Source organism: Marinobacter iranensis (genome assembly GCF_029207565.1).
In the GTDB taxonomy this organism is placed as follows: domain Bacteria; phylum Pseudomonadota; class Gammaproteobacteria; order Pseudomonadales; family Oleiphilaceae; genus Marinobacter; species Marinobacter iranensis.
The window spans coordinates 193805-214758 of sequence record NZ_JANCMW010000003.1; the positions used below are offsets into that span (position 1 = coordinate 193805).

Here is a 20954-nt window from a genome sequence, read left to right on the forward strand (position 1 = left end):
CGCGCCGGATTTTCGATCTGTCTCTACCTTACAGAGAGGGAGTTTGACTCGAGCTTATCCTCCTGTTTCAAGCACTCCGCGACGGATCTGGTCTTTCTCGATCGACTCGAAGAGCGCTTTGAAATTCCCTTCGCCGAAACCGTCATCCCCTTTGCGCTGGATAAACTCAAAAAACACCGGACCTAACTGTGCTTTAGAGAAAATTTGTACCAACAAACGTTTGGTGCCATCAGTCGTACCATCCAACAACAAGCCTCTCGTCTGAAGCTCTTCCACCGGCTCGCCATGATTTGGCAGACGCTCATCAAGCATCTCGTAATAGGTGTCCGGCGGCGGATCCATGAACGGTACTCCCAGGGACTTCAACTTATCCCATGTGGCAATCAGGTCATCGCTGAGGAATGCCACATGCTGTATTCCTTCACCCTTGAATTCCAACAGGAACTCTTCGATCTGTCCCGCTCCCCCGGACGACTCCTCATTCAACGGAATGCGAATCATACCGTCGGGGGCGGTCATTGCCTTCGAGGTAAGCCCTGTGTACTCGCCCTTGATGTCGAAAAACCGCATCTCTCGGAAGTTGAAGAGGCGTTCGTAGAACTCGGCCCAGTAATTCATTCGTCCGCGATACACGTTATGCGTCAGGTGATCGATCAGTTTCAGCCCGGCACCACCAGGATATCGATCCTCGACCAGATACTCGAAGTCGATATCGTAAATTGATCCCTTGTCACCGTAACGATCGATCAGATAAAGCGGCGCTCCGCCAATTCCTTTAATTGCGGGTAAGCGTAATTCCATCGGGCCAGTTGGTATTTCAATAGGCTCGGCTCCAAGTTCAAGGGCCCTGTCATAGGCTTGGTGAGCATCCCGGACACGAAACGCCATGCCACATGCAGAAGGGCCATGCTCGTTAGCAAAATAGCGCGCCGGACCAGTAGTCTCTCGATTGATAATAATGTTGATGCCGTTTTGGCGATAGAGAAGCACATCTTTAGAACGGTGCCGAGCGACATTAACGAAGCCCATTGACTCAAAAATAGGCTCAAGCACACCCGGGATTGGTGAAGCAAACTCAACGAACTCGAAGCCATCAAGACCCATGGGATTTTTTAAAAGATCAGTCACTGTAAAACCTCCAGAATAGTAGATATTTTTGCTACGTCTTGATCGTTAGGAGGTGGTGCGCAGGGTACTCCTCGTATACTGCGGGCCAAGTGACTACCCATGATTAGCCTGGGAATCGCAGGAGTTACTTTAGCAGTAGCTTTTCCCTTCCTGCGCTTTTCCTGTCGATAGAGGTATGCCATGAGTCGCGAAAATCTTGTCTGAATTAAGTTAACTTCAAGTTAGTGGATATGCGGGCAAAGTAACAGTTCAATTTCTTCATCCAGGCAAAGACCCTCAACACCTCTCCCGTCTACGTTAACCCTGAGTAATTCATTTGAGAATGTAATAACAGTTCAATTGAACTATAAAGAAAGAGCTGAATCCGGAAACTGAAGCGGTTCGCCAGCCACGGTTCCGGCGTTTGCCGGTAATACGGAATCCGCGGCCCTGACAACCTACAAGAAAAGGAAGGATGCCAATGAAATCTGCCAGAAAATTTCCTGTGAGCCCTGCGAAACTATGGATAGCAGTATCGCTACTCCCGGTTCTGACCCTGGGTATGAGCCATGCCCTGGCTGACTGCGAAAGGGGGACGTTGGACGCCATGTACTGTGATGAAGATGGCGACCTCGTTGCCGATCGCCCGGACGACAAGTCGGAGTGGGTCAATCCAGACACTCTGATTTTTGCCTACACTCCGGTAGAAGACCCCGCGATCTATTCGGATATCTGGCAGCCCTTTATCGATCACCTCGAGAAAGTCACCGGCCGGGATGTTCGCTTTTTCGCCGTTCAGTCCAATGCGGCCCAGGTAGAAGCCATGCGTAGCGGCCGCCTCCACGTCGCGGGCTTTTCCACCGGCCCCACGCCGTTTGCAGTCAATCTCGCCGGAGCAGTTCCCTTCGCTCTGATGGGCTCGGATGAGGGGCAGTTCGGCTACACACTGCAGGTCTATACCCAGCAAGATTCGGATATCAAGGAAATGCCAGACCTGAAAGGCAAGCGCGTGGCACACACCTCGCCGACATCCAACTCAGGCAATCAGGCGCCCAGAGCACTTTTCCCCGAACTGGGCGTGGTGCCGGGTGAGGATTACAAGGTGATTTTTTCCGGCAGCCATGACCAGTCCATGCTCGGGGTTGTCGCCGGCGACTATGACGCAGCGCCCGTAGCCTCTGAGGTAGTTGAACGCATGGCGGACCGGGGCCTCTACGACGAAGAGGATGTGAGGATTGTCTGGGAGTCCGATCGCTTCCCCACCACTTCCTACAACTACGCCTACAACCTGCACCCTGACCTGGTCGAAAAAATCAAGGAAGCCTTTTATTCCTTCAAATTTGCAGGAACAGAACTCGGCAAGGAATTCGATGGGGTAGAAACCTTTATTCCCATCAACTACAAGCAGCACTGGAAAGTTATCCGGGCCATCCAGTCTGCCAACGGCGTGCAGTACACCCCGGACAATCTGGAATAACGCCGTCCTCTTGCCGGTGCGGTTAGCCATGGCTGCGCCGGCAAGCATTTCGTTCATTTCCGCAGGTGCAAGACCCTATGCTTGAGATTTCCAACCTGGTTAAACGTTACGGTAGCGACGAGCCGGTCTTGAAAGGCCTGGATCTGGTCGTGGAAGGCAATACCGTGGTTGCTGTCGTCGGGGCATCCGGCGCTGGCAAGAGTACAATGCTGCGGTGCATCAATCGTCTGGTAGAACCCACCTCCGGTTCCATCAAGCTGAACGGTCGGGAACTGGTCAACCTCCGGGGGGCCAACCTGCGGCATTCCCGTCGAAAAATCGGCATGGTGTTCCAGGGATTCAACCTGATTGACCGGCTGACGGTAATGGAAAATGTGCTGGCTGGCCGCCTTGGCTATGTTTCCCTTTACCAGGCCCTGACCAGAAAATTTCCCCAGACCGACATAGATCGCGCCTTCCATCTGATGGATCGTGTCGGCATTGCCCACTATGCCAACAAGAGGGCAGATGAGCTCTCTGGCGGCGAACGCCAGCGCGTAGGCGTTGTCCGGGCGCTGATGCAGGAGCCTGAAATTCTGCTTGCCGATGAGCCAACCGCGTCTCTTGACCCAAAAACATCCGAACAGATCATGGTGCTGTTACAGAGCCTCGCCAGCGAACTCTCCCTGCCGGTTCTGATCAATATTCATAACGTCTCCCAGGCCAGAACCTACACCGACCGAATTGTGGGTTTGCGCAACGGTCAAATGATTTTTGACGGCACTCCTGGCGAGTTCAACCAGGAGGCGCTCGATGCCATCTACGGGGGCATTGAGGCTCCCGATGAAACAGGAGTCGAGGAACAGCCGACGGCGGAGGCCCGGACGACATGAACGAGGCAAGATCGGGCGCTGGCCCGCTTACCGGGCAGAAATGGAAAAAACCGCCCTTCATTGCCAGCCCGTGGCTCAGATACGGCCTGCTGATCGCGGTGGTTATTTATCTTTACTGGACATTCAACACACTGCCATTCAACTGGGAGCGGATTTCCGAGGGCCTGCCGAGGGCCGCCCGCATATTCGGCGGGGCATTCCCTCCAAGCTTTGAGCGGGCCGAATTGATGTGGACCGGCTTCAAGGAGAGCTTCCAGATAGCCTTTCTCGCCACTCTTCTTGGCGTTTTTCTATCCATACCCATAGCCCTGATGGCGGCAAAAAACCTGGCGCCCTTACCGATATACCTTCTGGGGCGCGGCATCATCATTCTGTCCCGCAGCTTCCACCCGGTAATTGTCGCCATCCTGTTCGTGGCGGCGGTCGGGTTTGGTCCACTTGCCGGCATTCTGACGCTGACGCTCTACTCCATCGGTTTCGTTGCCAAGCTCCTTGCCGAAAAGGTGGAGGAAATCGACTGGGGCCAGATGGAAGCCATGCGGGCCGTTGGAGCTGGATTCTTCAAGACCCTCATTTATGGTGTCTTTCCACAGATCCTGCCACGCCAGATCGGTCTTTCCATGTATCAGTTGGACAGCAACCTGCGGGCCTCGGCCGTCGTAGGTATTGTTGGCGCAGGCGGTATTGGCTCAACCCTGATGAACGCCTTCGGACGCTACGATTACGACTTCGCCTTTGCAATCCTGATTCTCATCGTCGGCGTGATTCTTGTCAGTGAAGGTATCAGCGGATGGGTGAGGAAGAAAATATGGTAGAGCAGACAGCGGAATTTACCGCCCGCCCATGGACCCGGTACAGCAGAAAAGAGCGCTGGATCCGGTTCGCGACCTATTTTATCACTCTCTTTGCGGTGATCTGGGCCATAAGAGACATCGATATTTTCTGGCCCTGGGTGTGGGACGCCCCCACCCAGATCCAGAACCTGGGCGGCCGCATGTGGCCCCCTGAGTTTGAGGCCTGGTCGGCGATCCTGAATGCCATGCTGGAAACCGTGCACATAGCCACGCTATCCACCATGCTCACCGTCTTCATCGCTCTCCCCGTGTCCTACATTGCGGCCCAGAACACCACGCCAAACCGGCTGACCCTATGGATTGGAAGATTCATTCTGGTATCCAGCCGCTCCGTGAACACCATTATCTGGGCGTTACTGTTCGTGGCCATCTTCGGCCCGGGCGTACTTGCAGGCATCCTGGCAGTGATGTTCAGGTCTGTGGGATTTATCGGAAAACTCATGGGTGAAGCGATTGAGGAAATCGACCGGCGCCCCGTGGAAGCCATGGAAGCTACCGGAGCTTCACGGATGAAAGTCGTCCTGTTCGGCATTGTGCCCCAGGTCATGCCGGCGTTCTTTGCCATCGTCATCCTGCGGTGGGACATCAACATCCGGGAGTCCACCGTGCTGGGCCTGGTTGGGGCCGGTGGTATTGGCGTTCTTCTCCAGGGGTCCATTGATACCTTTGCCTGGCAGACAGTGGCCACCATACTGCTGGCCATCATTGTTCTGGTGCTGGCGGGTGAAGCCCTGACGAGTATGCTGCGCAAGAAGGTACTGTAAACCATGATGCCAATGAGCAAAGCCCATGCATGACTTTGATTTTCGGAATGCCAGATATCTCTTCACGGATGTGGATGACACTCTGACCACAGGTTCTACCCTGTTTCCACGGACGGGTTCGAAACAATGTCATCCATATCAGGCAAGACCATTTCTCTAAAGATCCTCAGTAGGCACCAAAGACAACTGGTACCCCAGTGGCTCTACGGCCTTCTTGACAGATTCGAGCAGGACCCTCGGGTCATCGCGCTCAATATTCATAAGGGTGGTCTTCGACAGACCACACAGCCGAGCATAATCTTCCAGCGTAATACCGACAAAGCGCTGGCGGATCTCACGCACCGCGGCCCCCACCGAGACCTTACCCTGCCTCATGCGCTTTTCCAGATCGGCCTGGGCCGCCTCGCGCTCATGATCTTCAAACTTTGGTGGCATTCTGGGCATCGTCGCCTCCCACTTGGTTCTTCAGGGTTTCCAGGAACCTCTCCGGGCGCTCAAAAACAATGTTCTTATGTTCCAGGACCCGCCTGGGTACACCAAGGTCCACCACCTTCTTCCGCAGAGCCGAGAGCTTTTCCAGCTCAGCGATGAACCGGGCCCGGGTGATATCCGGATCCTCGGCATACTCCCGGATGATCTTGTCGTAATTCGGCTCGTAGACTGTGTGCTGGTACTCCTGCGTCCAGACTGTCGTCCGGGCAATCGCCTCCCGGTCCAACACCATGGGCGCCAGGTCATAGGCCGGGGACAGGCTGATTCGACCGTTGCGCTTGATCAGGGCGGTGTTGCGCCCGTGGTTGTCACTGTTGCCGATGGTGTAGTTGATGACATCGCGCACCAAGTACTCGCATAGAGTTTCGTCAAACTCCGGAGGGTGCGTGATCGCTTCCCGAAGTCGGGTCAGGACATCCGGGTGCTCCATCCGGGCACCATCTCCGACCATCTGGTTCAGGCTATACATGGATTCAACTCCGTACCGCTGAACCCTGCCCGAAGCCACCTCCCGATCAAATCGCGGCAGCCACAATGCCGGGACCTTACCTTCCACCACATGGGCACCCCGGATAGTGTTTTGGCCCAACTGATCTAAGGCCTCGTAGAAGGTTCCTTCTGCCCGCAGGATGTCCTGATCCTCTGCTGTCATACGTCCCCGGGGAAACTTCACCAGCCAGTGATTGGCGATTTCGGGCTCCGGGAGGGTCCCCTCCAGGTAAAAGCCTCCATCCCGGGCCTCGACGACCAACAGCTTTGGAGCATCACCGCCCGCGCCGGTGGCACCACCGATGACCACACCCAACTGATTGGCGTACTCCAACAGGTATTCATCCCGATCGCTGATGTCGTCCTTAGTGAACGAGATCACTTTGGTGTCTTCTACCTGAGCCTCGAAAGCCTCCGCGGCCTCCTTGATACGCAGGTTGCCGATCGGTGCGATGCACCCCTCGCTGAGCAATTTGAAGTCAACGGACGGGCCCGGGTCCCCGGTCACCTCCCAATGCCGGAGCAGATACCGTCGCCCGGCACCCTGGGGGATAATGTCCCGGAGTACCGGGGCAACCGGCTCCCGGCGGTACCCCTTCATCAGGTGTCCCGGGACATTGTGACCGATGGCCCGCTCGTCCTTGAATGACAGGCCTTCCTTAGCCGTGGTGACCGCATTCACATACTTGCCGCTGTAGGTGAACGTCACGTCACCGGTGAGGCCGGCTTTAGGATTCGGGAACCGGACGGTGCCGGCGTCATACCACTGGTGGTTCCAGTAGACCTGTACGGTTAGGATCTTCTGTTCGGTCTGCATAGTCATACTTAAATACCAGCTTAGTGCACTTTATAATAGCCATTAACATCATTATAAAACAGCTTACTGCTATATAATGACAAACCAAGACACCAAAAGTGCACCATAATGATATATAGAACCAAGCCGGAGGCAGAAGTCTCAGATTCAAATGCTCACGGGCGGGCCATTATTTTCAATGGAATAACGCCTACTAGACGTCCTTAGGATCTTCGGATTCCACCCCGCTTCCACGCACCCACGCCGCCCGAACCGTTTCCGAAGCCACACCGGCCAGAAGCCCGAAAAATGGGTCAGCCCAGACGGTAACCAGTGCTGTTATGGCGATAACCGGCCAGCAGGACGGTTTGGCTGTCCAGAGACGCCTGGACAGAGCAAGCTCGACCGCAGCCACCAGCAACAAGGCCCCGAGACCCGCCGTCGGAATGGCTGCAACAAATGAAAGGCCGCCTGGCAGGAAAGCGACCATGAGCAAACCTGTTCCCAGCAAAACGGGAGCCACGCCGCTCCGCGCGCCGAAACGGTGGTGTGCGGCAACTCCCCCGGCCCCGTGACACATGGGCAAGGCGCCGAGCGGAACCAGAAACAGGTTGGCCAGGCCCGTCGTCACCGACAGGCGGCCTGGCGACACACGGTGCGATTGCTCGCCGAAGTAATCCCCAGCCACCAAGGCGGTCAGTACGATGGCATTGGTTATCGTAAGAGCCAGTTGAGGTAACACCAGCATGGAAATCGCCTGCTGCCAATCGTCCATGGCTGGCAACTGAGGTAGTGCGAATGCAGCGGAATCCACTAAAACAAGCGTACGCCCCGGTGCCCCCAGTACCGCGTCGATCGCTAAAGCCACACCAAGCCCTATCAGGGCCGCTGGCCAGTTCGGCAACACCTTGAGGGTGATGGCCAACACCGCCAACGTGATCACACCCAATGGCACGGACGTGGCCATCAACCCCAGGCTCATGTTGGCCAACAGCAACCCCAGCCCCAGTTGAAGGCCGCTCAATACCGAGCCGGGCACAAGACGTGCCGCATGGTTAATCCCTCCTGTTGCACCCAGCAGCAACAGTATTGCTCCGATCAGCACGCCACTTGCGACCAGGCTCTGGGACGTCACCTCGGTGGTCAGCAATAACGCAGCAACCGCTTTCATGGGTTGCACAGGTATCGGCAGGCGATAGTACAGTCCTGTCGCGATGTAGAACGCGGCGAACCCCAGCAGTACGGGTACCGGTGCCAGCCCTGCCACGCCAATAGCCCCGAGACTCAGTGGCAGCAGGGTACCGATATCACCCAGCGCCCCGCTGACCTCCTTCACTAGATCTTTTCGGGTTGAGGGCATGCAGGCTCCTGGTTCATTGGCCTATTTTTTGTTGGCGTTATTATGGGTGCCGCTCAGGCGTTATACACGACCTGTCCCAGTTCACTGATATCGTAACCACCCAGCGCCTCGGCACGCCGGACAAAACGCTCGCTACCGGCAAACGCCAGCAGGCGCTGCATGGCCGGCTCAAAGTAATGTCGCCGGCGCATGGCCAAATCAAAGTGCTCCTGCTGCAAAGGAATAAACGCCAGCCCCTGGCGCCGCGCCGCGGCTTCAATGCCCACGCCGACATCCGCTTCGCCCTGGCGAATGGCCAAAGCGAGATCGTCTTCGCTAAGCGACGGGTGAGCAGCCCAGGTAAGTTGCCTGGCATCGATGCTGTGGCGAGCAAGCAGGCCCTGCAACAAATGGCTGACGCCGGCATCGGGCTGGCGATGCGCGAGACGTATGCCGGGGCCGGCGATATCTTCCAGTCGCACAAGTCGATGAGGGTTATCGGCAGCCAGAAGAAGCCCCTGCTGGCGTTTGGCCCACCGAATCAGCACCAGGTCGCGCATGCCGCTCAGCCCCAATGTGACAGGGTCATTGTAATTCCGGCTTCCCCCATGCCAGATATGCATCCCCGCGAGCATCGCGCGCCCGGCAATTAATCGTTGTACGCCATCCCCGCTTCCCTGACACAGTAAAGCCAGTTCCGCGCTGCTCTCCTTCACGGCCCATTCCAACAGCGGGTCCTGGCTTCCCGCCAGCACCGGCGGAATCGGAGAACTGACGGCATCGTCGCCCTCCAGATGGTTCATCAACCACAGATCTATACGCTGACGCGGAAACAAAAGTTTTCCTGTCACCCGTACACAGGGAATCACACCCTGGCTGACCAGGTCGTAGACCTTCCGCTCTTTCAGGCGCAGATACTCGGCGGCTTCGGCCGTGGTGAGGTAAGCGGGAAGGGGCATCGGTCTCTCCTGCTGCCTGGAAAAAGCACAAGGCTGTTTTTAGCTGCATATTTTTCAACAGACTGTGCAAAGCGTAGTCAGAAACGCCACGATGCTCAATATAAAGGAGTCGCAGCCGTGGAAAATAATGCGTTTTATGTGGCGCTGTCGCTATTGTTGAACTTCGACGCTTCGCTATTTCAGATCGTGGCGCTTTCGCTGCAGGTTTCGCTTCTGGCGGTGCTGATTGCAGCTTTGCTGGGGTTTCCCCTCGGTGCGGCGGTGGCGCTATGGCGCTTTCCCGGGCGCGGCGTCATGATCGTTGCGCTCAATGCCCTGATGGGCCTGCCTCCGGTGGTGGCCGGGCTTATCGTCTATCTTCTGCTCTCGCGCGCCGGTCCACTCGGTGAGTGGGGATTCCTGTTTACACCCGGTGCCATGGTCATTGCGCAGGTAGTGCTGGTGCTGCCTATTCTGGCCGCGCTCTCGCGCCAGAAGGTGGAAGAACTTCTGGGTGAGTACCGCGAACAGTTTGTGTCTCTGGGCATGTCACGCTCACGCATGATGCCCACCCTGTTGTGGGATGCCCGCTTTGCGCTGTTGACCGTTCTGCTCGCCGGGTTTGGCCGCGCCAGCGCCGAGGTGGGCGCGGTGATGATGGTCGGTGGCAACATTGATGGGGTCACACGGGTAATGACCACCGCCATCGTGCTGGAAACCGGCAAGGGCAACCTGCCCCTGGCGCTGGGACTGGGGATCGTGCTGCTGACGTTGGTCATGCTGATCAATGCCGGCGCCTACCTGCTGGGTGAGCTGACAAGGAGGCGGGTAGGATGACCTCATTTAACGCGCCTTTCCACGCCTCGTCTGTTCTTTCCCTACCTCCGGCGCTGCGCTTTGAAGGCGTGGCCTTCAGCCACCAGGACAAGGTGCTGCTGGGGCCATGCGCGTTCACTCTGGAGGGCGCGGGCCCCACCCTGGTGATGGGACCCAATGGCGCAGGCAAGAGTCTTCTTCTGCGGCTGGCTCACGGTTTGCTCTCGCCCACTCAGGGACGGGTGGCATGGTCAGGTGAAGGGAGCCCCCGCCAGGCGATGGTGTTCCAGCAGCCTGTGCTTTTGCGCCGATCGACCGTGGCCAACCTCATTCACGCGTTGGCGGTGAATAACGTCCCGCGCAAAGCACGCGCGAAGCTCGCTTTTGATGCGCTTGAGCGTTTTGGCCTCACCGCCTGTACCGATACGCCCGCGCGCGTGCTCTCCGGCGGCGAACAGCAGCGCCTGGCACTGGCCCGCGCCTGGGTGCTTTCTCCTCAGGTGCTGTTTCTGGATGAACCCACCTCCGCGCTCGACCCGGCGGCGATCAAAGCCGTAGAGGCCGCGGTACGTGAGTTTCATCAGCGGGGAACGCGCATCGTGATGACCACCCATGACCTGCACCAAGCCAGGCGCCTTGCAGGGGATGTACTGTTTCTCTCTGGCGGCAAAGTACGCGAACACACCCCCGCTGAAGCCTTTTTTAACGCGCCCGTCTCGCGAGAGGCACAAGCGTTTATTGCTGGAGAACTGGTCGAGTAGTTTGTCCATTGGATGCGCTCAATCCACAACAGGAGAACAACAGGATGAAAACAACCTTAGCTCTCACACTCGCAGGTTTAACCAGCATGGGCCTGGCGTTCAGCGCTTACGCCGACGACTACATCACCCTGGCCTCAACGACCTCAACCGAGAACTCGGGGCTATTCGACGCCCTTTTACCGCAGTTCGAAGACGCCACCAACATCGAAGTACGGGTGGTGGCCGTGGGCACCGGGCAGGCGTTTGAAATCGCCCGCCGCGGTGATGCCGACAGCCTTCTGGTACACGACACCGCTGGCGAGCAGCGCTTTGTCGAAAACGGCTACGCCAGCGAACGGGCCGATGTGATGTACAACGACTTCGTGTTGATTGGCCCTGCAGACGATCCCGCCAATATCAGTGACGCGCAAAGTGCCGCCGAAGCATTCGCGGCGATTGCCAATGCCGAGGCTCCCTTCACCTCACGCGGCGATGACAGCGGCACCAATCGCGCCGAGTTGCGGCTCTGGGAATACGCCGGCGTCGAACCCGACGGCGACTGGTACCGCGAGCTCGGCAGCGGCATGGGGCCAACGCTCAACACCGCCGCCGCCATGGATGCGTACGTGATGTCGGATCGTGCCACCTGGGTGGCCTTTGGCAACCCTCAGAACCTGACGCTGCTTTTTGAAGGCGACGACGTGCTGTTCAACCAGTACGGCAGCTTGCTGATTTCCGAAGAGAAGCATCCGCACCTCAAACACAAGCTGGCCAGGCAGTGGCATGACTGGCTGATTTCCGAGGATGGCCAGCAAGCGATTGCCGACTTCAGGGTGGACGGACAACAGCTGTTTTTCCCGAATGCCAAATAGGCTAATCTCTGCCAATCTCCGTAAATATTCCATTCTGCGGCGTCCCTCAAACGGCTATAACAAAAATGACGATTGATCCCATACTTCCCGACCCCAAAAACCCTCGACTATCCCGCGCAGTGGAGGGCGTTGATGAAACCGGCCAGCCCAAATCGATCAACGTGATCGAAGAGCGCCCGCTGATCATCTACCTGAACAGCCAGGAAATCGTCACCGCCATGACCATAGGCGACCACCCGGAATACCTGGCCCTCGGTTTCCTGCTGAACCAGGGTATGCTGAAAGAGACGGACCAGATCACCAAAATCGATTACGACGAAGAACTGGAAGTCGCTGTGGTCCGAACCGCTGGTGTCACGGACGTGGAAGACAAGCTGGAAAAGAAAACCCGGACCTCCGGCTGCGCTGTGGGTACGGTGTTTGGTGACATGATGGCGGGGCTTGAAGGGCTGTCGCTACCGGACACACCGGTGCACACCAGCACCTTTTACGGTCTCTCCTTCCAGATCAACCACACCCCCAGCCTGTACATGGAAACCGGCGCCATTCACGGCACTGCCCTGTGCCAGGGCCGCGAAATCCTGGCCTACATGGAGGATGTCGGTCGCCACAACGCGGTCGACAAGATCGCAGGCTGGATGCACCTAAACGGAATCACTGCGGCCGATAAAGTCCTCTACACCACGGGGCGACTGACTTCCGAAATGGTGATCAAGACGTCCCTGATGGGCATCCCGACCCTCATCAGCCGGTCGGGGTTCACGGCCTGGGGCGTCGATATCGCCCGGCAGGTCGGACTGACGCTGATCGGACGAATGCGAGGCAAGAAATTCACCTGCCTCAGTGGCCAGCACCGCCTGGTGTTCGATCAGGACCTGTCGCAGGTGCCCGATGAAGAAAAGAAAATGCGTCGGAAAGGGGCGGAGCATGACTGACGGAGGCGGAGTATGACTCAATGCGCAGTCATTCTGGCAGGCGGCCAGGCCAACCGGATGGGCGGCGGTGACAAGGGGCGATTGATGCTGGGTGATCAGTCACTGATCCAGCGGGTCATCGACCGGATCACGCCACAGGTCGACGCCGTGGTGTTGAACGCCAACGGAGACCTGAGCCGGTTTGATGATCTGGGTTTGCCCGTGGTGGCCGACTCGATTGGCGATTTCCCGGGCCCGCTGGCAGGCGTTCTGGCGGGTATGGATTGGGCTGCCGAACAAGGGCATGATTGGCTGATCAGCGTCGCTGCCGACACCCCGTCATTCCCCCGGGATCTGGCTGCAAGACTGGCCGGACATGACACCCCGGTGGTGCTGGCAGCCACGCCGGATCCCGAACGCGGCCGCCTGCCCCAACCAACCTTTGGCCGCTGGCAGGTGGCGTTGCGGCATGATCTGCGAGCCGCCCTGAACGACGGCGTACGCAAGATTCGCCAGTGGACACAAGCCCAGGGTGAAACGCTGGTGGTTTTTGATGAGGGCGACTTTTTCAACATAAATACGCCGGAAGATCTGGCCTGGGCGGAGCAGCATCTGAAGTGAACGTTATAGGCATCGTAGGCTGGAAAAACACCGGAAAAACCACGCTGGCAGCCGCTTTGATTCGCGAGCTGTCCAGCAGGGGGCTAACGGTTAACTCGATCAAGCATGCCCATCATGGGGTGGATGTCGACCAGCCTGGCACCGATAGTTACAAACACCGCGATGCCGGGGCTCGTGAGGTTATCCTTGCCGGTGGGCAGCGCTTCGCCATCATGCACGAGCTGCGTGGAGCCGAAGAGCCGACGCTGGATGAATTGCTGGGCCGGTTGGCGCCCTGTGACTGGGTTGTGGTCGAGGGCTTCAAAACCCACGCACATCCCAAGATTGAAGTGCACCGTCGGGAGTGTTCAAGTGCGCCCCTGTACCCGGAAGACGCCAGCATCATTGCAGTAGTGGCGGACTATGCGGCGGATTTCCCGGGCCCGGTTTTCGATGTGAACAATGTAACCGCAATCGCTGACTTTATTCTGAGCCCAGGAAAATCATGAACGGGAAAACAACGACTCCGCTTCGTAACGATTGTTTCGCCCTGCCCCCGGGCGTGAACTGGACGCCGGTGGAAGAGGCGCTGGAGCGGCTGCGCTCGCGCCTGCATCCGGTAGTGGGCGTGGAGCGCTCGGTTCCCCTGTCACAGGTCAACGGCCGGATCCTGGCGAGCGATGTCCATGCACCTCGCGCTCACCCCCCAAGCAACAATTCCGCGGTCGATGGATATGCCTTTGCCGGGCCTCTGACAGACGTGCCCTGCACCCTGCCCCTGGTGGATGGCCGCAGCGCCGCCGGGGAGCCGTATCTGGAGCAGGTACCTGAGGGCCACGCCATCCGGATTCTGACCGGCGCCGTGATTCCGGCCGGCACGGATACGGTGGTGTTGGAAGAGGACTGCGAGGTCAGGGACGGTCACCTGCATTTGAACGGCACATTAAAAGCGGGCGCCAATGCGCGCAAAGCCGGTGAGGACATCAAGGCACAGGACCGGATCCTCACGGTGGCCACCCGCCTGACACCGACCCAGATTTCAGTTCTGGCCAGTGTGGGTGTCGAATCGGTCGATGTCTATCAGCGCCTGCGCGTCGGCGTTCTGTCCACGGGCGATGAAGTGAAGCCTGTCGGATCAGCGGTCACCGACTGGCAGATTTACGACGCCAACCGCCCGATGCTCAGCGCCCTGGTGGCGCAGCTCGGCTATGAGTTGGTGGACCTGGGCCATGTGCTCGACCGGGCCGAAGACGTCAAAGCGGCATTGGAGCAAGGCTCAGAGCAATGCGACCTGATCCTGACCAGCGGTGGCGTGTCCGCCGGCGATGAGGACCATGTATCGAAAACGCTGAAAGCTCACGGTGACATCAGCAATTGGCGTATCGCCATCAAACCTGGCCGGCCCCTGGCACTGGCCATGTTTCAGGGAACGCCCGTGGTGGGTTTGCCGGGAAATCCGGTGGCGGCCTGGGTCTGTGCACTGCGCTTTGGCGCGCCGGCGATGGCGCTGCTGGCGGGTGGAGAATGGTTCGAACCCCAGGCCTATGTCATGCCCGCCAATTTTACCAAGAACAAGAAACCGGGGCGCAGCGAGATGTTGCGGGCCCGGGTTCGTGACGGACAGGTTGAGGTCTTCGGCTCCGAGGGATCGGGCCGGGTGACCGGCCTGGCCTGGTCCGAGGGTTTGGTGGAACTGGATGAGAGCGCCCGGCAGATAGAGCCGGGAACCCCTGTGCGCTTTATTCCCTATGGCAGCTTCGGGCTGTAATCAATCGACACTGCCGTGAACGGCAAACGCCTCCAGAGAGGCCTCCTGCGGCTCCCGGGAGCGGTAGGTTTCCTCAACACCCAACCCGGTCAGCGTGCGGCTGACCATCAAAAGCGTGTTGTCCTCGAAGTCCTCACACATGCTGCGCATCTGGTCGATTTCTTCACAGGCAACGGGATAGGCCGTATCGACATCCGGCGCGCCATAACGGTTTACGAAGGTCTGCGCCAGGGTCTTGCGTAACTGCTCCAGTTCGGCCTCGGTGATATCGCACACGCCAACAAAACTGGCACGGCCGCCGGACTCTATGCTGTACCAACCGTTGCTGAAGGCCTGGCGGGCCTTGCCTTTCAGATCCGCTTCGGTCCAGTTGGAAAACTCGAATCCGCCCGATATCGCCCATTCTCCGCTTGGGGCCGGCACGTCAAACACATTGTCATCGGATATATCCAGTCGCAGGGTTCGGGCCAGTTTCATACATGCTCCGCGAATTCGATCAAACTTACGGTCTCGGTCATGACGTCCTGACGCAACAACATCCGGCCTTTCTCATCCAGCCCCACAAAGAGCCCGGACTTTGGCAGGTCAATCATTTTACCCAGAGTGTCACACCGTGGCCGCCATTCGTTGTGTACGCGCTCAAAGCCGCTGTCCAGGAAGTAGTTCAGCCACAGCAACGTATGCCTGGACCAACTTTCCAGGAGCGCCATGGGAGTGATATTAACGCAGCCTTCCTCATGCAGGCAGGTCTGATTCGGGCTGTCGCCCGGCTCGCCGCCCACCGGCAGAAACGGCACCTCGATACCGATCACCAGCCAATTTGGATGAGCATTGGCGTCTGACACATCCGCGGCAAAGCGAACGCTGCCGCAGACCGCGCCATTGACCTTGATACGATCAGGCCATTGAAAATGCACCGGCACTTCGGGTGGGGCCAGCGCACCCAGGCTCTCCGCCAGGCCTATCTGGGCCACATAGACCGCCTGAATGGCCTCCTCCAGGGGCGTTTCCGGCGCCAGCACCAGGGCCGCGCGTAACGTGTCCACCGCCTCTGAGTAAAAAATCGTGCCTGAATCAACCCCTGCAATGGCGCGGCTGACGGCCTTGTCAAAGGGATCAGTGTGTCTGGGCACCACTTCGCCCGAGAACAGCGGCGGGAACTTCGGTGACTCACTCATCGGATGGCCTCGGCGTAGACTTCCGAGGCGATCAGTTCATCGGCGATGCGCTGGAAGGCCCGCGACTGCGGGCTATCCGGCTTTGACACCACAATCGGGACGCCGCCATCGGAACCGACACGGATATCCAGATCCAGCGGGATCTCACCCAGGAAGGGCGCACCCAGCTTTTCCGCCTCCGCGCGGGCGCCACCGTGCCCAAAGGGATGGTGCTCTTTACCGCACCCATCGCAGATAAAAGAGGCCATGTTTTCAATCAAACCGAAGAGAGGCACGTCCATCCGGTTGAACATATCAATGCCTTTGCGTGCGTCCATCAGGGCAATGTCCTGGGGTGTCGAGACCACAACCGCACCGGCCACAAAGAATTTCTGGCTCAGGGTCATCTGGACATCACCGGTGCCCGGGGGAAGATCCACCAGCAAGACATCCAGCCTGCCCCAGTCCACCTGGTTCATCATCTGTTGCAACGCACCCATCAGCATGGGCCCACGCCAGACGATGGCTTCGTCCTCCGGGGACATCAGTCCGAGGGACATCAGGGTTACGCCGTGATTGCGCAGGGGCAGGATGGTAAGCCCGTCGGGGCTGGACGGCCGACCGGAAACACCCATCATGCGGGGCTGACTGGGGCCGTAGACGTCAGCGTCCAACAGGCCCACCTTCAGCCCTTTCGAGGCCAGCGCAACCGCCAGGTTGGAGGCCACTGTCGACTTGCCAACACCACCCTTACCCGAGGCAATGGCGATGATGCGGTCAACGCCTTTCGGGTTTTTGTCCTGCGGCCGCGGGGCATCGGTACCAATCAGGTTCGGTTTTCCTACTTCGGTGTATTCAACCATGTTGTGTCCTGTTTTTATTTTAGCTGTCCAGGTAGTCGTCACGGGTGCGAACCCGGGGCCGTTCTCCCCCCGCCATGGGCGCGTTTTCCCCGTGGAACTGGGATTTGACCCGACAGTCATCACACATTTTTATGAGCTGGACGTTATCAGCGTTCTTGTACATCCAGTGCTGGTTTTCCAGTTTTTCAACGATCCGGTTGATGGTGCTGGCAACACCAAAGGGCTTTCCACATTTGACGCATTCGAAAGGCTCCTCGCCGTGCAATGCCCGCGCACTCAGGGCACCCTTGGACAGATCCAGTTGCGGCTTCAGAATGATAGCCGTCTCGGGGCAGGTACTTTCACAAACACCGCATTGAACACAGGCGTTTTCCGTGAACTGAACCTCCGGTCGGTCCGGATGATCGCCCAGGGCGCCGGTAGGGCACAGTGACACACAGGCCAGGCAGAGTGTGCATTTATCGGAATCGATCTCGATAGCGCCATAGGGCGCGCCCGCCGGCAGGGGAATCGGCGCCTCAATCTTTTCGGCCATCGCACTGGCGGTGACCCGTGTGATATCGCGCCGGCCGCCGACCAGCAGCACCGGTTCACTCACCCGCCCGGCGTTGTCGCCGGCGGCACAAAGTTCGGCGGCCGCAATCACCCGCACCCGGCTCGGCGCATTATGGGTGCCTTTGAGCATGGCCTGGGCCAACTCAACCTCCGCAGTCACCGCCCGGCGGTCAATCTCGTTGTCCGCCAGGATCAGAACTTCGGCGTAGCCGGCCCCGAATGCCGCCATGATCTCGGCATGGCCAATCCGGTCCACATGCTCCAACCCCAGCGGGATCAGATCGTCCGCCAGCCCATCGTCATATCGGGCCAGGTAGGCGATGGCATCGCCGCCCGCTTTCAAGGTATGGAAAACAAGACGTGGGGACTCGTTGGCATGCTCGCGATAAACCCGCGCCATGACATCCATGGCTTTGACCAGCGCCTCGAACGGGGTTTCATTCATGGTCACCGCAGAAGTGGGACAGACCGCCGCACAGGACCCGCAGCCAGCGCAGATATCGGAATCGATCTGGATGTGGTCCCCGGCGGAAAAAATGGCTTCGGTGGGGCAGACATCCAGACAGCGGGTACAACCAGGCTGGTTGGCACGGGAATGCGCACACAGTGATTCTTCCAACCTGAAATACACGGTTTTCTCGAATTCACCAACCCGTTCCCGGGCCGTCAGGGCAATACGCTCCAATTCCCCGGTTTTGGCCGGGTCAGCCCAGAAATAACCGTTGCGCTTCTGATGACTGGGAAAGGCTGGCGCGCCGCCACGCAGGTCGATCAACACATCGCACTCGCTGTGGGCGGTGGCTTGCACCTCGCCATAACCCAGCGCGCCACGGCCGGCGGGATTCAGGGTTTGCAACTGGGCAAACTCCATCCTGAAATTGCCCAGCGCGCCATGGGCTGCCGTCAATTGACCTTTGGCCACGTCGTAGGCGGCGGAGGGTAGCTGTATCGGGCCTGCATCACTAACGATACAGGTGACGCCCAGTTCGTCCTGCACCAGCTCCGCCATCCTGATGGCCGGCTCGGTGGGGCCGACGATGCAACACACACCGCTGGACTGAATGGTTTTGGCCGGCGCAATAGGGGCGGGCAACTGGGCCGCGGCGATCAGCGCCGCTTGCTTGGCAGCCAGACGCTCGGGCTTGGCGCTGGGGGCACTCCAGCCGGCGCGATCCCGGATATCGATGGTACTGAACGGCGCAGAGTGCTCAATCTCAGCGTATACGTCCTCACCCAGACGCTCGAACAAAGCGGCTTGTTGGCCACAGGCAAGGAGTAGTTCGGCACTGCCCCCCATATGCTCAGCGGCAGTCTTCATATCGGAGCCGCACAGCTGATCCACCGCAATAACCTGCTCAGCTCCCGCGGCCTTCCGCAGCGCCTCGGGATCAAAGGACTGTGTTCTATCGCAGCTGCATAGCAGTAAGGTCTTGGGTGCCGTCATCAGGATTTTACTCTTCTCGTTGTTGTTATACGTATACCTATCAATATAGCTCTTCGAGCATGCCACAGCCGTTTGTTTTTGAACAATCGGATAACTGGATATTTTTTTGTGCCCTGCTAGCTTGAAGAGACAACAAAAGAGAACAGCCATGAGCAGTCGTACAGAGCATTGGAAACGCGAATTACAAGTCGGTGCCGTCGTTCGCCGGTCACCAGGCGTAACCCGCTGGGCGAAAGACATCTGGAAGCCGGTCGCTGTGATACCGGGGGCGCCGGAAGCCTTCTGGAAAGAACTGGTCCGCGACGGCGAGGTGGTCGATTACCACGCAGGCACGGTGACCATGGCATTGTTTCGCGCCGATGTTGAAGGTTACCTCGTGTCCCTGAATATGACCGTTCCCTCCGTCTGGATCGTACTGGACAGGGATGTGGAAAGTCAGTCGCCATCCGGGTGGGTTGTCAGCAGCGTTACCGCCAGTGCCCACGAGGCGCTGGACGCTCTGGACAGTGGCGAGAGTATCGTCGAGCCCGTGCCGATTCCTGAGTCCCTGGCGGCCTGGATCAAAGAGTTTGTCGATATGCACTATATCGAAGAGCCCTTCAAGAAGCGGCGGCGTGACGAGATCCGTGTGGATGGTATCGAAGACGCCAAAGGCGACCCGCGTATCCGTCAGGAGAGTGACGTCTATCGCGCCCCCGCCAACATGAAAAAACCGAGAATTCAGTAATGGCCGAGTCACGTCTGCAGCGTTGGTCGCGCAAGAAAACAGAAACCAGCAAAAAGACCGAGCCGGCCCCTCCCCCGTCGATCGATTCCGAGCCTTCACAGGAAGAGCAGGAACTCGCTATCAATGAAGCTTTGCCCGAGCACGACGTATTGGAGAAGTACGGTTTGCCCGATCCCGATGCCATCGAACTGGGCACCGACATTACCGGGTTCATGCGAAAAGAAATCCCCGAGCTGTTGCGCCGCAAGGCCCTGCGCTCGCTTTGGAAATCCAACCCCGTACTGGCCGTGCTGGACGGGCTCAATGACTACGATGAAGATTTCACCGACGCGGCTAATGCAACAGGGGCTGTAAAGACCCTGTACAAGGTGGGGCAGGGCATGATCGATCGCACTAAAAAGATTGATGAACCGATGGACAACAAGGCCGGGGAACCCACCACGCAGCCGGCTGACGACCCGACAACGACCGCGCTTCCGGATCTCCCGGAGCCCCGTGAAGCCGTCGCAAAATCCGAGCCCGACATCGCTGACGCCCCACCAGATACAGCTCGCCATACGAAACCTGTGGTTACCGAAACCGAGGAGGAACCGGCACCGCGCTACCGACCGCGAATGCGTTTTGATGGTTCGTGAGCGTTTGGAACCGTAGTTGCGCCCGACACAAATCGGAGCTATAAACAGTAGATCGGTGCTTAAAAATTACACAACAATAAAATAAGAGAGAGACGACTTGGTCAACACTGCAGAAGTTCAGTGCCCTCGCTCAATCAACGACGAAGATCGCGCGCGGGCCCAGATGTATCAGTTGCTGGCTGGCTTGTTGAGCAGCCCGCCTTCGAATGAATTGCTTCGGGGGCTGGCAACCTTGCAGGGTGACGAAACACCTATCGGCTCCGCCTCCAGAAATCTTGCTGCCCTGGCACAACGCACCACGTCCGTTGATGCCGAACGGGAATTCAACAACCTGTTCGTTGGTATCGGTCGTGGTGAACTCCTGCCCTACGCCAGTTATTACCTGACCGGTTTTCTGAACGAGAAACCCCTTGCGAACCTGCGCAGCGACCTGATGGCCAGGGGCATCAAGGCCAGAGACAACGTTAAAGAACCTGAAGATCATATGGGCACGCTGTGTGAAATCATGGCCGGCATTATTACAGGCGAGTTCCGATGCGACAGCGACCTGCCTTCCCAGAAAGCCTTTTTTGACGCGCACCTGGCAAAGTGGGCGGCGTTGTTTTTTACCGACTTGGAACAAGCGCAAACCGCAGTCTTTTACGCTCCCGTGGGCTCCCTGGGCCGGGCTTTCATGGCGGTAGAGGCCGATGCGTTTGCAATCCAGTAAGCGGGATCAATACGGTCCCTTAACTC

The 20954-nt window shown here is 58.3% G+C and carries 23 protein-coding genes; 14 read left to right on the forward strand and 9 right to left on the reverse strand.

Translation table 11 applies throughout. The annotated features are described in order from the left end of the window. Positions 1 to 54: 54 nt before the first annotated feature. Positions 55 to 1128, reverse strand: coding sequence for a 4-hydroxyphenylpyruvate dioxygenase (hppD, locus tag NLU14_RS07335; protein ID WP_275705553.1), 1074 nt, complete (start codon positions 1126 to 1128; stop codon positions 55 to 57). A gap of 460 nt (positions 1129 to 1588) precedes the next feature. Here hppD and phnD point away from each other — a divergent pair, with 460 nt between their 5' ends. From phnD to phnE (NLU14_RS07355), 4 genes are all read left to right on the forward strand, one after another. Then, positions 1589 to 2584, forward strand: a complete 996-nt coding sequence (phnD, locus tag NLU14_RS07340; RefSeq protein ID WP_275705554.1) for a phosphate/phosphite/phosphonate ABC transporter substrate-binding protein — start codon at positions 1589 to 1591, stop codon at positions 2582 to 2584. 77 nt (positions 2585 to 2661) lie between these two features. After that, positions 2662 to 3456, forward strand: coding sequence for a phosphonate ABC transporter ATP-binding protein (gene phnC, locus NLU14_RS07345; protein ID WP_275705555.1), 795 nt, complete (start codon positions 2662 to 2664; stop codon positions 3454 to 3456). Beyond that, complete coding sequence (phnE, locus tag NLU14_RS07350; protein ID WP_275705556.1) at positions 3453 to 4271, forward strand: phosphonate ABC transporter, permease protein PhnE; 819 nt, start codon at positions 3453 to 3455, stop codon at positions 4269 to 4271. Before phnC ends, phnE (NLU14_RS07350) begins: the two co-directional genes overlap by 4 nt. Next, entirely contained in the window at positions 4265 to 5074 is an 810-nt protein-coding gene (phnE, locus tag NLU14_RS07355) for a phosphonate ABC transporter, permease protein PhnE (protein ID WP_275705557.1), read from the forward strand. Before phnE (NLU14_RS07350) ends, phnE (NLU14_RS07355) begins: the two co-directional genes overlap by 7 nt. Before the next feature lie 156 nt (positions 5075 to 5230). On the opposite strand, the gene NLU14_RS07360 is transcribed toward phnE (NLU14_RS07355), so the two are convergent. From NLU14_RS07360 to NLU14_RS07375, 4 genes are all read right to left on the reverse strand, one after another. Continuing rightward, positions 5231 to 5509 (reverse strand): helix-turn-helix domain-containing protein, encoded by a 279-nt coding sequence (locus tag NLU14_RS07360; RefSeq protein ID WP_275705558.1) that lies wholly within the window; start codon positions 5507 to 5509, stop codon positions 5231 to 5233. Continuing rightward, entirely contained in the window at positions 5493 to 6878 is a 1386-nt protein-coding gene (locus NLU14_RS07365) for a type II toxin-antitoxin system HipA family toxin (RefSeq protein WP_275705559.1), read from the reverse strand. Before NLU14_RS07365 ends, NLU14_RS07360 begins: the two co-directional genes overlap by 17 nt. Before the next feature lie 187 nt (positions 6879 to 7065). After that, entirely contained in the window at positions 7066 to 8211 is a 1146-nt protein-coding gene (locus NLU14_RS07370; RefSeq protein ID WP_275705560.1) for a putative sulfate/molybdate transporter, read from the reverse strand. Between the two features lie 53 nt (positions 8212 to 8264). Further along, positions 8265 to 9149, reverse strand: coding sequence for a helix-turn-helix transcriptional regulator (locus NLU14_RS07375; RefSeq protein WP_275705561.1), 885 nt, complete (start codon positions 9147 to 9149; stop codon positions 8265 to 8267). A gap of 117 nt (positions 9150 to 9266) precedes the next feature. Here NLU14_RS07375 and NLU14_RS07380 point away from each other — a divergent pair, with 117 nt between their 5' ends. The 7 genes from NLU14_RS07380 (at position 9267) to NLU14_RS07410 (ending at position 14838) form a co-directional block, all read left to right on the forward strand. After that, positions 9267 to 9965 carry an ABC transporter permease gene (locus NLU14_RS07380; protein ID WP_275705562.1) on the forward strand — a complete coding sequence of 233 codons (699 nt, stop codon included), beginning with the start codon at positions 9267 to 9269 and terminating at the stop codon, positions 9963 to 9965. Continuing rightward, positions 9962 to 10705: an ATP-binding cassette domain-containing protein gene (locus tag NLU14_RS07385; protein WP_275705563.1), complete on the forward strand. Its 744-nt coding sequence runs from the start codon at positions 9962 to 9964 to the stop codon at positions 10703 to 10705. Before NLU14_RS07380 ends, NLU14_RS07385 begins: the two co-directional genes overlap by 4 nt. A 44-nt stretch (positions 10706 to 10749) precedes the next feature. Beyond that, a complete protein-coding gene (locus NLU14_RS07390; RefSeq protein ID WP_275705564.1) occupies positions 10750 to 11556 on the forward strand; it encodes an ABC transporter substrate-binding protein in 807 nt (268 codons plus the stop codon). A 65-nt stretch (positions 11557 to 11621) separates the two neighbouring features. Next, on the forward strand, positions 11622 to 12491 hold the full coding sequence (locus NLU14_RS07395; protein WP_275705565.1) for a formate dehydrogenase accessory sulfurtransferase FdhD: 870 nt from the start codon (positions 11622 to 11624) through the stop codon (positions 12489 to 12491). Between the two features lie 12 nt (positions 12492 to 12503). Further along, positions 12504 to 13091, forward strand: a complete 588-nt coding sequence (gene mobA / locus NLU14_RS07400; protein WP_275705566.1) for a molybdenum cofactor guanylyltransferase MobA — start codon at positions 12504 to 12506, stop codon at positions 13089 to 13091. Next, on the forward strand, positions 13088 to 13579 hold the full coding sequence (mobB, locus tag NLU14_RS07405) for a molybdopterin-guanine dinucleotide biosynthesis protein B (RefSeq protein WP_275705568.1): 492 nt from the start codon (positions 13088 to 13090) through the stop codon (positions 13577 to 13579). The genes mobA and mobB overlap by 4 nt, the downstream gene beginning before the upstream one ends. Then, positions 13576 to 14838: a molybdopterin-binding protein gene (locus NLU14_RS07410; RefSeq protein WP_275705569.1), complete on the forward strand. Its 1263-nt coding sequence runs from the start codon at positions 13576 to 13578 to the stop codon at positions 14836 to 14838. The genes mobB and NLU14_RS07410 overlap by 4 nt, the downstream gene beginning before the upstream one ends. Here NLU14_RS07410 and NLU14_RS07415 read toward each other — a convergent pair whose 3' ends face one another. Genes NLU14_RS07415 through NLU14_RS07430 form a run of 4 tightly spaced genes read right to left on the reverse strand, consistent with a single transcriptional unit; the run spans position 14839 to position 18857 of the window. Continuing rightward, positions 14839 to 15315 (reverse strand): DUF6505 family protein, encoded by a 477-nt coding sequence (locus NLU14_RS07415; protein WP_275705570.1) that lies wholly within the window; start codon positions 15313 to 15315, stop codon positions 14839 to 14841. Further along, positions 15312 to 16016, reverse strand: a complete 705-nt coding sequence (locus tag NLU14_RS07420) for a biotin/lipoate--protein ligase family protein (RefSeq protein WP_275705571.1) — start codon at positions 16014 to 16016, stop codon at positions 15312 to 15314. The genes NLU14_RS07415 and NLU14_RS07420 overlap by 4 nt, the downstream gene beginning before the upstream one ends. After that, complete coding sequence (locus NLU14_RS07425; protein WP_275705572.1) at positions 16013 to 16858, reverse strand: Mrp/NBP35 family ATP-binding protein; 846 nt, start codon at positions 16856 to 16858, stop codon at positions 16013 to 16015. Before NLU14_RS07425 ends, NLU14_RS07420 begins: the two co-directional genes overlap by 4 nt. Before the next feature lie 19 nt (positions 16859 to 16877). Continuing rightward, positions 16878 to 18857: a 4Fe-4S binding protein gene (locus NLU14_RS07430; protein WP_275705573.1), complete on the reverse strand. Its 1980-nt coding sequence runs from the start codon at positions 18855 to 18857 to the stop codon at positions 16878 to 16880. Between the two features lie 148 nt (positions 18858 to 19005). On the opposite strand from NLU14_RS07430, the gene NLU14_RS07435 reads away from it, so the two are divergent. The 3 genes from NLU14_RS07435 to NLU14_RS07445 all read left to right on the forward strand — a co-directional run bounded on the left by NLU14_RS07435 (position 19006) and on the right by NLU14_RS07445 (position 20928). Further along, positions 19006 to 19584 carry a DUF3305 domain-containing protein gene (locus tag NLU14_RS07435; RefSeq protein ID WP_275705574.1) on the forward strand — a complete coding sequence of 193 codons (579 nt, stop codon included), beginning with the start codon at positions 19006 to 19008 and terminating at the stop codon, positions 19582 to 19584. Continuing rightward, a complete protein-coding gene (locus NLU14_RS07440; protein ID WP_275705576.1) occupies positions 19584 to 20219 on the forward strand; it encodes a DUF3306 domain-containing protein in 636 nt (211 codons plus the stop codon). Before NLU14_RS07435 ends, NLU14_RS07440 begins: the two co-directional genes overlap by 1 nt. 97 nt (positions 20220 to 20316) lie before the next feature. After that, positions 20317 to 20928, forward strand: coding sequence for a TorD/DmsD family molecular chaperone (locus tag NLU14_RS07445; RefSeq protein ID WP_275705578.1), 612 nt, complete (start codon positions 20317 to 20319; stop codon positions 20926 to 20928). Positions 20929 to 20954: the final 26 nt, after the last annotated feature.